Genomic DNA, 13,286 nt, shown 5'->3' on the forward strand with positions numbered 1-13,286 from the left:
AGCTGGTGTGCTGGAAGCGGCCCGAAGGGAGGCTGTGATGTCCAAGAAGATACTGGTCGCTTATGCCACCAAGTCAGGCGCGACCGCCGGGATCGCCCAGGCAATCGGCTCCGAGCTGCGCGCCCACAACCACGACGTCGACGTGCTCGACGTCAAGCAGGTCAAGGACATCGCGCCGTACGACGCTGTCGTCCTGGGCAGTGCGCTGTACATCCGGCGTTGGCGGCGGGAGGCCGTCCGGTTCCTGCGGCACAACGTGAACGAGCTACGTGCGCGCCAGGTCTGGCTCTTCCACAGCGGCCCGGTCGGCCCTGACAAGGACCAGGACCAGGCAATGCCGCCGGCTGTCCGCCACCTCGCCCACGAGATCGGCGCGACCCCGGCAGTCACCTTCTCCGGCAGCCTCGAACCGGACACTGCGAAGGGGTTCCTGGCCCGGCACATGGCTACCGGCAATCTCGCCGGTGACTCCCGCGACTGGGACGAGGTTCGCGCCTGGGCGACCGACATCAGCGCTGCCATCGAGGCCATCGAACGCAGCAGCTGGCACCGCCCGACCACGCCGGATCGCCCGGCCGGGCATTTCCTCGGCTGACTACGCCTGCGGATGGTTCTTGGTGTGCTCGATCGCGAAGACGGCGGCTTCGGTGCGACGCTCGAGGCCGAGCTTGCGCAGCAGCGACGAGACGTAGTTCTTGACGGTCTTCTCGGCCAGGTAGAGCGACTGGGCGATCTGCCGGTTGGTCTTGCCCTCGGCGATCTCGGCGAGGATGCGACGTTCCTGCTCGGTCAGCGACGCGTAGCGGGGATCCTCGGCCTCAGCCGGATGGCGCAGACGCTCCAGCACCTTGGCGGTCATCGACGGATCCAGCAGCGATTCGCCGGCCGCGAGGCGGCGTACGGCGTCGACCAGCGCCTGACCGTGGATCTGCTTCAGCAGGTACCCGGAGGCCCCGGCCATGATCGCGGTGAACAGTGCCTCGTCGTCGGAGAACGACGTCAGCATCAGGCAGGCCGGCGGCTCTTCCATCTGCGAGCGGACCTCGCGGCACACGGTGATGCCGTCGCCGTCGGGCAGGCGGACGTCCAGGACGGCGACGTCGGGGCGTACGGCGGGGATCCGCGCGATCGCCTCCGCGGCGGTCGACGCGTCGCCGACGACCTCGATGTCCGGCTCCGCCTCCAGCAGCTGGTGCAGCCCCAGGCGGACCACCTCGTGGTCGTCGAGCAGGAACACCTTGATCGTCATCACCGACTCCTTCGGCTGGCTCGCGTCGCGGCCCGTCGGCCGGGCGCCCCCTCAGCATCCCGCGTCCACCACGCTACTCGCCAGGGACCACGGTCCCGGCCTCAACGGGACCTTCGGCCGGGCCGTCCGGCCGCCGAGGAAGTACCCCGGCCCGATCGGCGGTGACCTCGGACCCTGCCCGCGCAGTCGTCCGACTGATTGGCTGGGACTGACAGACCGACAGGAAGGCAGACTCCGATGGGCACACAGACCGCAGGCGGGCCGAGCGATCTCGGCACCCGGATCCGGCATCGCCGTCAGGCCCTCGGTCTCAGCACGTCCGAAGTCGCCGAGCGAACCGGATTGACCACAGCCCGCATCGACCACATCGAGTCGCGTCCCTTCGCGCTCACCGGCGCGGAGCTGGTCCGGTTGGCTCACGCCCTCGGCGTCGCGGTCGACGATCTGACCGGGCCACAGCGCCCGGCGACACCGCACCCTGCGCCCTTGGCTCCCGTCCTCGAGCCGATGCGGAGCGACGAGTGCATCACCCTGATCCGGTCCGTCACCGTCGGCCGGATCGCGTACGCCGGCGTCGACGAGCTCGTCGTGATCCCGGTCAACTACTGCTATCGCGACGAGCTGATCCTCTTCCGTACGGCGGCCGACAGCGCGGTAGCGCAGTACGATCTGGCGCCCATCGCGTTCGAGGTCGACCGCCTCGACGAGGGCATGCAGGACGGCTGGAGCGTCCTGGTCAACGGCCTGGTCCGCCCCGCCACCGAGCCGGAGATCCGCACCGCGACCGGCCACGTCGACCCCTGGGCCGGCGGCACCCGCGACACCTACATGACCATCGAACCCCACCGCATCACCGGCCGCCGCATCCGCAGCTGGTGACGACATGTCTGAACGCGACAGCAGGCCCCGATACGGCCCCTACCTTTCCGATGTGACCCGTGCCAGGAGTACCGAGAAGGGTTTGCCTCATTCTCGGCGCGAGCCGTAGCCGCGATGAGGCCATAGCGGACATGCTCCGTCACCGACTTCGGTAAGTTGGCGCTGTGTTCAACCGTCGTCGCAAACATCCCCTGCGTGCGATCCAGCTTGGCGCGATGAACAGGAGGGAGCCAGTCACTGACCTGCTCCGACAAATCATCGCGCTTGGTGGACGCACTGGCTCCCAGGAGCTTATGGACTGGGCACGTCGCGAGCTCAACGGATACGGTCCCGAAGATCCGTTGCCCGACTACCGGCTGGCCTCCACGCCTCTACAGATCGACGGCATGACGCCCACGGCACAGATCAGGCAGCAAACACTGGCCCCTTTCGACCTACCCGATGTTGCTCAGGACCACATCTCAAACGACCTCGCGTTGCGGATGTCCATCTCGGAGATCGAACACCTCGCAAAGGAGACTCCTCGGGGTGATGTCGTGAAACTGTCGCCTCCCGGCGCCGACGACCTCGTTTCCATCATGAATCGCATGGGGACGTGGACTGGTCACATCGAGCGCCTCTACTGGTCGGTCTCGCCAGTGGTGTTCGTTGGGGTGCTTGAAGGCGTCCGGACCACACTCGTCTCCCTGACGGCACAGATGGAGGCCGTCACACCGCCCGCCGCCAACCTGCCGTCCCCAGAGGGGACCGCAGCATCGGTCGCCCTCGTGGTTTATGGGGACCGGAGCAAGATCAAGAACGTCACGATCTACAACGCCGGCGCTGACATCTCGATTGCCGCAGATGGAGACAAGAAAGGCCCATGGCGGCGGCGGTGGTGGGCAATCGCTGGAGGTTTGATCACACTCGCTGGTGCGGGACTGGCCCTGATGCAGGTGCAGGGCTGGCGGTTCTGAGCCCGACGACGGTGCCTGTTAGGGACATCGATGTAAGAGGTCGCGAATCGATCACTGACCGGGTTGGGCCACGACACCTTCATGAGTGGAGTTCGGCTGTGGATCTGTGGGTGCCTCGGGTGGAGCTCCGCCAACTTCGAACGGTAAGGGCTTCCGCAGAGCCTTCCCGACGACGACGCGCCACACCGGCGTCATGTAGGCGTACAGCAAGGCGTTCATGTGCGCGACCTCCTCATTGACAGCGAGGGCGAAGCGCTCATGCGCAGCTTCGTACTCCGCCCAGTACCGGTCAGATTCAGGCGTCAGCCTTTGCCTAATGGCGTCGTGGCTGAGGCTGAGCGCTGTCATCGCGTCGCGCGCTGCATTCTGAGCCGGCGTACTCGCGAACAGATTGATGCTCGCGAGTGCATCTCGGCACTCAGCCTGCTTCTCCATCGTGAGGTTGAGGTTGTACTGGATGGTGAGTTGCTTACCTGGATTCTCGGCTTCCGCACGCTCGAAGCTCGCCGCCAGATCTCTAGCCCGGAACACGCGAGACTGATATGCCCACAGTGCGCGGAGGTAGTCCGCGTACACCGTTCGGCGATGCTGCACCTCTGACATCGAGCGATCCTGGACGAACTGCTTACGGGCACTGACCCGACCGAAAACGGCGCCCACCACAACACCAACGATCGGACCAAGCGTTGTAACGATCTGATTGCCAAGGCCTGGATCTGCCACCTGCACCCCTCTCCCTGATGATCAATCGGGAGATCGGCTCAGCCGTTACGTATGCGAACCAGCCCGCAGGCCAGATTGGCCGGGTTCACGCTTACCGGGGATGGCCAGGGGCGGTCTCGAATCGCCGACCTTCCACGTTGCTGTCAGACATCCAGTTCGTGCTCGCGCAGTCTGGCGCGTGCATCGTCGAAGTCCTCGCGCGTGATTTCTCCGGCGGCGAAGCGGCGCTCGAGGATGTCCAGTGGGGACGGCAGGGCGGGTGGCCGGGCGGGCGGCCGCTTGATCATCCGTACCGTCGCCCAGGCCGCACCGCCGACTGCCGCGACCCACAGGACGAGCACGGTCACCGACCAGAACGCGGCGCCCGCCATCGAGTGCATCATCGGTCCTCCTCACGCGACCCGGGCGGATCCGGTCAGCAGGCGGCCGAGTTCGGCGCCCCAGCGCTGCGCGCGCTCGATCTCGACGTCGCGGATCGGTCCGGTCGACTCGTTGACGAAGAAGCTCTCCGACCGGATTATCCGGTAGCCCTTGCGCCGCAGTAGCTTCGCCGCCGAGCGGGCCGCCGATCCCGGCAGCCGCCGTACCTTGGCGATCCGGGTGTCGAAGGTCGCCACCGAGGGCGGCCGCGGCCGGCTTTCCGCCGGTTCCAGCGCCGCCAGCCACTCGCGGATGCCGACCTCGACCGGCGTCACCAGATCCCCCTGCTTGCAGGCCTCCTGCCTGGTCGACACGCGGCTCATCGAGAACGCGTGCGTCGGTCCTCCGACGACCAGCAGCCGCAGGTCATCGGACAGGACGCTCGGCGCGCGGTTGACCGCCACCGTCTCGGCAGGCAGGTAGTCCCGCAGACCGTCCCGGATCGCCCGTGCGATCCGCTCGGTGTTGCCGAACATGGACTCGTACACCACGAGTGCACGATCACTTCCGGACATGATGTTGCCTCCGATCAATGCGCCGGTACGACGGAGCCGCCGCGCCGGCCGGCACGCGTCTTCCCGGTCTCGGTCGAGTGGTGCGGCACGATCGCCACCGGGCAGGTCATCGCAGCCATCGAACGCCGCGCGACCGGGTCGACCGGCAGCGCACCGCTGTGCGTGCCTACGACGACCAGCCCGACGTCGCTGCTCTCGTGCACCAGCGCCGCGGCCGGTGGCCGGCTGCTCAGGAACCGGGTCACCGTCACCTTCGGGAACCGGCTCGTCCACGGGCCGAGCGTCTCCGACAAGAGGTAGTCCGCCCGGCTGATCCACGCCCCGTCAACATCCTCGTCGTTGAACGGGCGCTCGGCCGGCAGTCCGGCATGGACGACGGTCAGATCGCCGCCCCGCCCGGACGCCACCCCGAACGCGAACTCCAGCGCCTCGGCCGACAGCGGCGTACCATCGATGCCGACGGCAACCTTCCGGTCGAGCAGCGACGGCTTCCACGACAGCGGTACTACGACCACCGGGCAGCCCGCCCGTGCCGCCAGGTTCAGGTTGGCCTGGGTGTGCACCAGACGTTGCGGACCACGGCTGCGGGATCTGCCGACCACCAGCATCCGCGCGGTCCGGGCCGCATGCGCGAGCACTCGGGCCCGCGACCCCTCACCGGCGATGGCCGCAAGCTCCAGGCCGTACCCGTGATGGTGCCGCACATGCGCGACCGCGACCCGCAAGGCGGCATCCGCCAACTCCGCGGGCGGCTTCGGCGCGTACGCCGGCACCATCGGACTGTACGAACCATGTGCCGAGTACGGCGCAACGAGCACGAGCCCGGCACCGGACTGCAGCGCCTCCACGGCGGCGTAGTCCACCACTCGCAGGTTCTCCGCGCTGCCGTCGACTTCGACCACAACGGATCCGGTCCGGTTCCAGGCAGTCATCTCTTTCACCTCACACTTGAACTGGCACGACGGCCAACGGGCACGTCGCGTGGTGCAGTACGCCTCGGGTCACTGAGCCGAGCAAGACCGACATCAACCTCGTGTGGTGACGGGTACCGACCACCACCAACTGGGCGTCGCACTCCTCGGCAGCCGTGACGACGCCGTCCACCGCATGGCCGCGCCGGACGTCGACCTGGATAGTGGTGTTCGGGTACTTCGCCTGCCACTCGGCCGCTACGTTCTCGAAGTGCCGCTGGGCGTTCTCGGCCCACTCGGCGCCGACGCCGGCGGTGTTCATCGCGTCCCAGCTGACGACGGCCGGCAGGTCCCACACGTGCAAGATTCGGACCGGCAGGCTCCGCTCAGCAGCCGCGGCGATCGCGAACTCCAGCACGGCGGCGTTGTCCTCGGCATCGTCGAGCGCGACCAGCACGGGGCCGGTATGGTCGGTCGGCTTCCAATGCGCCGGCACGACGACCACGGGGACCTGTGCACGGATCACGACCGCCTCCGAGGTGGAACCGATGAGCAGGCGCCTGAACACCCCCAGACCTCGGCGGCCGACGACCAGCATCCGGCTGCCCGCGGCTGCCTCGGCCAATGTCCGCGCCGGTGGGCCGACCATCAGTTCGGCCTCGTGGTCCAGCGCGTCCGGGCTTTCGTCCAGGAACTTCTGGACGTCGTTCACAAGTTCCGTCGACGCGTCGTCCACGGCGTCCGGATCCCAGCCAGGGGCGTGCCGGCCCTGCTCGTCGATCACGTGCATCACCTGGAGGGGCTCTTGCCGGAGCAACGACTCCTGCAGGGCCCACTCCAGGGCACCGGTGTCACGCCAGGAGCCGTCGACTCCCACGTGGATGACCGGTTTGACGTTCATCCCGATCACCGCAGCCAGGGGTACTTGCCGACGAAGTTCAGGCTGCTCCACCACTTGCCGAGGCCCCACACGTTGCCAGCGGCAACCAGTGTCAGCGCGATGATCGTGATGGCGCCGATGATGTGGTCGTCCAGGACCGGGTTGGTCTCCGGCGGCAGGTTCGCCGACCACATCAGGACGTAAAGGAGCGTGCCGGCCACAGCCGCGATCCGCATCCCGATACCGAGCGTCAGCGCGAGACCGATGCCGGCCAGGCCGACCATGAACAGCGGCGTGACCCACCAGTCACCGACCAGCGAGTGGTAGAAGTCGGCCATCGGGCCGCTCGTCCCCTTGCCCAGGAATCCGGCGGTCGGGTCTCCACCGTCGATCCAGCCCTTGCCGGACGGGGTGGCGTAGCCGAAGCCGAAGAGCTTGTCGAAGAAGGCCCACAGGAACGTGAGGCCGTACGCGATCCGCAGGACGGCGAGCGCGCGCCCTGCCGCCGTAGTGATGATCGGGTGCCGATCACCGTCAGGCTCCATCGCCGGAGCCGGCAGGTGCTGCCGATTCGGAGTGGTGGTCATGATGTCGTCCTTTCACTGGGTTTCCGACACCTCGATCGTGCGGTTCCACGACCGTCCTGGTCAGAGCCGTTGTCACCCCACGTACCTGAGCCGAACGGCCCGTCGTCTCCGGGACGTATGCCGCTGTCCGCCGCGCGCAGCAGGGCAGACGATGGAATCGGAAGGACCGCAGCCCAGGAGGTGCCGATGCTGACCGACCAGCTCACATCCGCAGAGCTCGGCGTGCTGCTGCACGCTGCCGATGCCGCGCCGGGTCTGCACGTCCCGCGCCCCTGGCGCATCGAGTCGAACGGTCACCTGATCGACGTCTACCTCGACGAGAGCCCACGGTCCGACCCGATCGCGAGGCTCCAGCGCATCGCCACCGGCGTGGCGATCTTCAACCTGCGCTGCGCGGCTGCCTCGCTCAGCTACGACAGCTGGGCGAGCCTCTACCCCTACCCGGACGAGCCCGGCCTCGCCGCCCGGATCCTGGTCGAACCGACAGGGCTGCCCGACGAGGAGCTGCGGCAGCTGTACGTCGCGATCCTGACCAGGCACTTCACCCGGCCCGCGACTCCCCCGGACCGGGAGGTACGCCGCGCGCTGGAACGGGCCGCGGCCATCGAGGACGCACAGCTCACCTGGATCCCGGTCGGATCGCTCGCGGTCGTCGTCACGCACCGCGGCGAATCCGCGGACCAGGTCCAGGCAGGCATCGCACTCGAACGGGTCCTGCTCACCGCCACCTCGCGCGACGTCCGGGCCGAATGCGTGAACCACACACTGATCCGCTTCGGCGAGCGGACCGGAACGGACAAGCCATGAACGCTGTACTGACCGACGACGAGATCGGCATCCTGCTGACCGCCGCCGTCCACGCACCCTCGATCCACAACACCCAACCCTGGCGCTTCGAGGTGCACGGGCCGGTCATCGACGTCCTGCTCGACGAGGAGCGGATGCTTTCGGTGGAGGACCCGTCCGGGCGCGCCGCCCACATCGGCGTCGGCGCGGCGGCTCTCAACGTCCGGGTCGCAGCGGCGATGCTCGGCCACGAGTCGCGCCTGGCGGTCCATCCCGATCCGGCGCGGCAAGAAGTCACGGCCCGGATCTTCCTCGCCAACCGCAATACGCCGATCTGCGGCCTCAGCAGCCTGTACGGCGAGGTCACCCGGCGGCACACGTACCGCGGACCGTTGCTCGACCATCCGATCCCGCCGCAGGTCCGGCGTCAACTCGACGACGCAGCAAGCGCCGAAGGCGCGCGGCTGCAATGGCTCGACGCAGGCGCCAGGAACAGTCTCCGCACTGTGTTACGGCAGACCGATGACCTCGAACTCCACGACGAGGACCGCCTGCACGAGCGGCACAGCTGGGTCGGAGGCGACCGATCGCGTGACGGAGTCCCCCAGAACGCTCTGGGCCCTTCCCCCGTGCGACCGGCTCTGGTGCGCGATCTCGACGCGGGCTTCGACGAAACACATCGCAGTCAGGCCGTCTTCGAGACCGATCCGGCCATCGTCGTACTGACCACGCGCGCCGAGGACGCGACCGCCTGGGTCCAGGCCGGCGCCGCCCTGCAGCGGGCGCTGCTGGTGGCCACCTCCTACGACCTGGCCGCGTCGTTCCTCGACCAGCTGCTCGAGCACCCTGGCCCGCGCTATCAGGTTCGGGACCTGATCGGCGGGCGGCCCTGGCCGCAGCTGGTCATCCGGATCGGCTACCCCGCGCAGTCCAACTCACATCCGGGTCGCCGCGACTGGCGCGACTCGTTCGACCAATGGTTCTAGACAAGGAGACAACCATGAGTACACACCCCGCCCCGGTCGTCATCGGGTACGACGGTTCGACCGGCAGCCAGGACGCCCTTCGCTGGGCGACCGACGAGGCCGTCCGGACGATGGCACCGTTACGGATCGTCGAGGCCTTCGAGATCGTCATCCTCACCCGCCCTTCGCCCGGACACGTCGTACCGCTCGAGGCCGTGCGGACCGCTCGCCAGACAAGCCTCGACTCCGTGGCCGAGAGCATCCGCCTGCATCACCCGGGCCTCACCGTCGAGACCAGCCTCGTCGGCGGCGAAGCGCCGAAGGCCCTCATCGACGCCGCGACGGACGCGCGCCTCGTCGTGCTGGGGTCGCGCGGCCTCGGCGGCTGGAGCGGACTGATCGTCGGATCCGTCGCCGTCCAGGTCACCACCCACGCGGCCTGCCCGACGCTGGTCATCCCCCACGACCCGCGCCCTCACGCCCAGCACCAGCCCACCGTCGTCGTCGGCGTGGACGGCTCGAAGGCCTCGGCCAAGGCCATCGACTTCGCCTTCGACCAGGCCGAGGCCCGGCACGCCAGGGTCGTCGCGGTGCACGCCTGGACCTCACCGTTCCTGACCTACGACGACGGCGGTTCGATGCTGCAGTTCGACGAGCAGAAGGTGCGGGACGAGTCCGAGCTGCTCGTTGCCGAGTCCGTCGCCGGCGCCGCCGCGGATCACCCGGATGTCGAGTGGACCACAGAACTTGTGTCGGGTTCCCCGGGCCAGGCCCTGGTGCGCCGTTCCGAGACCGCGGACCTGATGGTCGTCGGCTCCCGCGGCCACGGCGGCTTCACCGGCCTCCTGCTGGGATCCGTGAGCCAGACCGTCCTGCACCACACGCAGTGCCCGATCGCCATCGTTCGCTGAATCAACCCTGGAGGCACCATGTCCCAGGTCCGAACCGTCACCGAGCAGGCGACCGCGGTTCGCCGCGCCGTGCTCGTTCCGGATCAACTGGCTGACTGGGTGCCGTCGGCGTGTGCCGTGGTCGCCGAGCATCTACGGCATCACGGCATCGCGCCGACGGGTTATCCGTTCGCCCGTTGCCATCCGTTGCCCGACGGAGTGATCGAAGCCGAGGCCGGCTTCCCAGTCACCGCACCGATCGCGGACAGCGGAGTGGTGGTGCCGTCCGTGCTGCCCGGCGGTCCGGTGTTCGCCACCTGGCACACCGACCCGGACGAGAAACTCGCGACGACCTACCAAGCCATCGAGGACTGGTTACAGGCCGAGGGAGCAGTTGCGACCGGAGACAGCTGGGAGGTTTACCACGACCTGCCCTGCTGCGACCAGGTCGGAACCCGCATCGAGATCATCCAGCCGATCAGCTTCCACAGACCCTGACATGCGAAGCCGCGGCCCGCGACAGGTTGTCGCGGGCCGCGGCTCTGGGTGTGCTACTCGAGGCCCTCGTCGCCGAAGAGTGCGACTTTCAGGGCGCCGGTGGTGGCCGGGTCGGCGAAGACGTCGTACGCGTCCTGCATCTCGTCGAGGCCGAAGCGGTGGGTGATGAGACCTGGCATCTCCAGCCGGCCGGCGGCCAGCATCGACAGCAGGCGTGGCGTGGAGAACGTGTCGACCAGACCCGTCGTGATCGTGACGTTCTTGATCCACAGGTCCTCGAGGTGCAGCGTCGCCGGCGCACCGTGGACACCGACGTTCGCGACCGTGCCGCCCGGACGGACGACCTGCGTGCACAGCTCGAACGTCGCCGGAACGCCGACCGCCTCGATCGCGACGTCCGCGCCGAGTCCGCCGGTCATCTCGCGGATCTTCGCGACGACGTCATCGTCCGGGCCGAGCGCGAGATCGGCGCCCCGCTCGAGTGCGGCCTTGCGCCGCGAGTCGGCCGCGTCGACCACAACGACGTACGACGGCGTGAACAACTTGCTGGTGGCCAGCGCCGCCAGCCCGATCGGGCCCGCACCGACGATCACCACGGTGTCACCGGGCGAGACCTTGCCGTTGAGGACGCCGACCTCGAACGACGTCGGCAGGATGTCCGCCAGCAGCACCGCTTCCTCGTTGCTGACGTTGTCCGGCAGCTTGTACACCGACCGGTCCGCGAACGGAACCCGGACCTGTTCTGCCTGCGTCCCGTCGATCAGGTGACCGAGGATCCAGCCGCCACCGCCGAGGCACTGGCCGTAGTGGCCCTGCCGGCAGTACTCGCACCGCCCGCAGGCCGTGATGCACGAGATCAGCACCCGGTCACCGACGGCCACGCCGCGTACACCGCTGCCGACGGCCGTGATCGTGCCGACCGCTTCGTGCCCGAGAATCCGTCCCGGCTGCACCGTCGGCACGTCGCCCTTCAGGATGTGCAGATCCGTACCGCAGATCGTCACCGCGTCGACGCGAACGATCGCGTCCTCAGGATCCTGGATCACCGGATCCGGCACCTCGCGCCAGCTCCGCTGACCCGGACCGTTGTAGACCAATGCCTTCATCGCAAACCTCCCTGGACGAAACTTCCCACTTCGACACTGGCCCACCCGACCGGGCGCCACAGCGGCCGAACATCACCGTTCGGCGGGACCTTCGGCCCTGCCCGCGACGCGAACAGGCGGATTGACTGGAACTGCAAGGAGTACGAGCCCCGGGAGGTCCCATGTCCACCGAACTGCCTGTCCTGGTGGGAATCGACGGATCCCGTGACGGCCTGATCGCGCTGACCTGGGCAACGTCGTACGCCCACCTGCACGACGCGCCGCTGCACGCGGTCCACGTCCTCGACGACGAACGGCACCTGTCCACCGGCGCGCTGCCCGACGGACCCGACGACGGTACAGAGGTGATCGATGACGCGCTGGAGGAGCTCGAACAGCTCGGCTTCCAGGCTGCGTCACTCGAGGTCCGGCACGGCCATCCGGCACAAGTGCTTCTCGAACTCTCGCACCGATCGCAGGCGCTGGTCGTCGGCCGGCGCGGCATGGGCGGCTTCGCGGAACTCGTCCTCGGCTCGACGTCGCAGGTCTGTACTGCGCTCGCCACGGACGTGCCGCTGATCGTCGTCCCGGACACCTGGGACCCGGCGGCGCCCGCCCACGAGCGGATCGTGGTCGGCGTCGACGGCTCCTCGGAGGGCCAGGAAGCGCTGCGGTTCGCCTTCGAACTCGCCGAGAAGACCGGAGCGGAGGTCCACGGCGTCCACGCGATCGTGGTCCGGGAGAGCTACCCGGATCCCAACGTCTGGGCCGACCCGAAGCGGCAGCCATGGATGGACACCGCCGACGAACTGCTGGCCCAGACCCTCGACGGCTGGACCGCGAAGTATCCGGACGTACCGGTCCACGGCCGCGCCGCCACCGATCATCCGGTTCTCGTCCTGGCCCGCGAGTCCCACGACGCCGACCTGGTGGTCGTCGGCGGTGTCGGCCGTACGGCGTTCTCCGAACTGCGGATGGGATCCGTGGCGCGCGGGCTGCTCTACCACTCGCACTGCCCGGTGGCCGTCGTACACCACCAGGAACCCTGACATGGAGACCGTCATCAAGACGCGCGGCCTGACCAAGCGGTTCGGCCGCCGGACCGCTCTCGACAAGCTGGATCTCGACGTCCCGGCCGGCACGATCGTCGGCTACCTCGGACCGAACGGGGCCGGCAAGACCACCACGATCCGCCTGCTCGCCGGACTCATCCGGCCCACCGACGGATCCGCGGTCGTGTTCGGGTTCGACGCCGCCGACCAGTACGACGCGCTGCAGCGGCGGATCGGCTATCTGCCAGGCGATTTCGTCCCCTACCCCGACCTCACCGGTGCGCAGTACCTGGAGTACTTCGCCCACCTGTACGGCGACGTCGACCGGGAGCACATCAAGCTGCTCGCGAAGCGGTTCGACCTGGACCTCGGCGTACGCATCCGGGCGTTGTCGCGCGGCAACCGGCAGAAGGTCGGGATCGTGCAGGCGTTCATGCACGAACCGGACCTGCTCATCCTTGACGAACCGACCTCCGGCCTCGATCCGCTGATGCAGCGTGAGTTCCGGGCGCTACTGCGCGAGACTCGCGACGCCGGCCGGACCGTGTTCCTGTCGTCGCACGTGCTGTCCGAGGTTGAAGCCGTTGCCGACACGGTCGCTATTCTCCGGGCGGGCCGGCTGGTCACTGTGCAGTCGGTGCAGGCGTTGAAGGACCGCGCCCGCCGCCGGCTCGACCTGACCTTCGCCGGTGTCCCGCCGGCTGACCGGATCCACGCCGTAGCCGGTGTGCAGGAGGTGACCGTCGACGGGCACACCGCTCGTGTCGCGGTGACCGGTTCGACCGCCGAGCTGATCCGGACGGTCGCGCCGTACGACGTGACCAACGTGCTCAGCCACGAGGCCGATCTCGAGGCCGCGTTCCTCGACTACTACGACGGCCAGAGGTGAA

At 68.4% G+C, this 13,286-nt stretch carries 17 protein-coding genes; 9 read left to right on the plus strand and 8 right to left on the minus strand.

Annotation, left to right across the window (positions count from 1 at the left end; translation table 11 throughout):
- Nucleotides 1-37: 37 nt before the first annotated feature.
- Entirely contained in the window at nt 38-595 is a 558-nt protein-coding gene (locus ACIA58_RS31325; RefSeq protein WP_396407411.1) for a flavodoxin domain-containing protein, read from the plus strand.
- On the opposite strand, the gene ACIA58_RS31330 is transcribed toward ACIA58_RS31325, so the two are convergent.
- Nucleotides 596-1,249 (minus strand): response regulator, encoded by a 654-nt coding sequence (locus ACIA58_RS31330; RefSeq protein WP_396407412.1) that lies wholly within the window; start codon nt 1,247-1,249, stop codon nt 596-598.
- 237 nt (nt 1,250-1,486) lie between these two features.
- Between ACIA58_RS31330 and ACIA58_RS31335 the strand changes: the two genes are divergently transcribed.
- A complete protein-coding gene (locus tag ACIA58_RS31335; protein WP_396407413.1) occupies nt 1,487-2,128 on the plus strand; it encodes a helix-turn-helix domain-containing protein in 642 nt (213 codons plus the stop codon).
- A gap of 164 nt (nt 2,129-2,292) precedes the next feature.
- A complete protein-coding gene (locus ACIA58_RS31340; RefSeq protein WP_396407414.1) occupies nt 2,293-3,084 on the plus strand; it encodes a hypothetical protein in 792 nt (263 codons plus the stop codon).
- Between the two features lie 51 nt (nt 3,085-3,135).
- Here ACIA58_RS31340 and ACIA58_RS31345 read toward each other — a convergent pair whose 3' ends face one another.
- From ACIA58_RS31345 to ACIA58_RS31370, 6 genes are all read right to left on the minus strand, one after another.
- A complete protein-coding gene (locus tag ACIA58_RS31345; RefSeq protein ID WP_396407415.1) occupies nt 3,136-3,807 on the minus strand; it encodes a hypothetical protein in 672 nt (223 codons plus the stop codon).
- Between the two features lie 143 nt (nt 3,808-3,950).
- Nucleotides 3,951-4,190, minus strand: a complete 240-nt coding sequence (locus tag ACIA58_RS31350) for an SHOCT domain-containing protein (RefSeq protein ID WP_396407416.1) — start codon at nt 4,188-4,190, stop codon at nt 3,951-3,953.
- Between the two features lie 9 nt (nt 4,191-4,199).
- On the minus strand, nt 4,200-4,742 hold the full coding sequence (locus tag ACIA58_RS31355; RefSeq protein WP_396407417.1) for a flavodoxin family protein: 543 nt from the start codon (nt 4,740-4,742) through the stop codon (nt 4,200-4,202).
- Nucleotides 4,743-4,756: 14 nt separating this feature from the next.
- The gene (locus ACIA58_RS31360) at nt 4,757-5,674 is read right to left on the minus strand and encodes a universal stress protein (protein WP_396407418.1); all 918 of its coding nucleotides are present in this window, start codon (nt 5,672-5,674) and stop codon (nt 4,757-4,759) included.
- Between the two features lie 10 nt (nt 5,675-5,684).
- Nucleotides 5,685-6,554, minus strand: coding sequence for a universal stress protein (locus ACIA58_RS31365; RefSeq protein ID WP_396407419.1), 870 nt, complete (start codon nt 6,552-6,554; stop codon nt 5,685-5,687).
- A gap of 5 nt (nt 6,555-6,559) precedes the next feature.
- Entirely contained in the window at nt 6,560-7,120 is a 561-nt protein-coding gene (locus ACIA58_RS31370; RefSeq protein WP_396407420.1) for a hypothetical protein, read from the minus strand.
- Nucleotides 7,121-7,306: 186 nt separating this feature from the next.
- Here ACIA58_RS31370 and ACIA58_RS31375 point away from each other — a divergent pair, with 186 nt between their 5' ends.
- Genes ACIA58_RS31375 through ACIA58_RS31390 form a run of 4 tightly spaced genes read left to right on the plus strand, consistent with a single transcriptional unit; the run spans nt 7,307 to nt 10,259 of the window.
- On the plus strand, nt 7,307-7,927 hold the full coding sequence (locus ACIA58_RS31375) for a hypothetical protein (RefSeq protein WP_396407421.1): 621 nt from the start codon (nt 7,307-7,309) through the stop codon (nt 7,925-7,927).
- Nucleotides 7,924-8,892, plus strand: a complete 969-nt coding sequence (locus tag ACIA58_RS31380) for an Acg family FMN-binding oxidoreductase (RefSeq protein ID WP_396407422.1) — start codon at nt 7,924-7,926, stop codon at nt 8,890-8,892. Before ACIA58_RS31375 ends, ACIA58_RS31380 begins: the two co-directional genes overlap by 4 nt.
- A 14-nt stretch (nt 8,893-8,906) precedes the next feature.
- Nucleotides 8,907-9,782: a universal stress protein gene (locus tag ACIA58_RS31385; RefSeq protein WP_396407423.1), complete on the plus strand. Its 876-nt coding sequence runs from the start codon at nt 8,907-8,909 to the stop codon at nt 9,780-9,782.
- 18 nt (nt 9,783-9,800) lie between these two features.
- Entirely contained in the window at nt 9,801-10,259 is a 459-nt protein-coding gene (locus ACIA58_RS31390; RefSeq protein WP_396407424.1) for a hypothetical protein, read from the plus strand.
- A 53-nt stretch (nt 10,260-10,312) separates the two neighbouring features.
- Here ACIA58_RS31390 and ACIA58_RS31395 read toward each other — a convergent pair whose 3' ends face one another.
- Nucleotides 10,313-11,365: a zinc-dependent alcohol dehydrogenase family protein gene (locus ACIA58_RS31395; RefSeq protein ID WP_396407425.1), complete on the minus strand. Its 1,053-nt coding sequence runs from the start codon at nt 11,363-11,365 to the stop codon at nt 10,313-10,315.
- A gap of 161 nt (nt 11,366-11,526) precedes the next feature.
- Between ACIA58_RS31395 and ACIA58_RS31400 the strand changes: the two genes are divergently transcribed.
- The gene (locus ACIA58_RS31400; RefSeq protein WP_396407426.1) at nt 11,527-12,393 is read left to right on the plus strand and encodes a universal stress protein; all 867 of its coding nucleotides are present in this window, start codon (nt 11,527-11,529) and stop codon (nt 12,391-12,393) included.
- A gap of 1 nt (nt 12,394) precedes the next feature.
- A complete protein-coding gene (locus ACIA58_RS31405; protein ID WP_396407427.1) occupies nt 12,395-13,285 on the plus strand; it encodes an ABC transporter ATP-binding protein in 891 nt (296 codons plus the stop codon).
- The last annotated feature ends 1 nt before the right edge of the window (nt 13,286 follow it).

It is taken from the genome of Kribbella sp. NPDC051586, from assembly GCF_044453965.1.
Taxonomy (GTDB): Bacteria; Actinomycetota; Actinomycetes; order Propionibacteriales; family Kribbellaceae; genus Kribbella.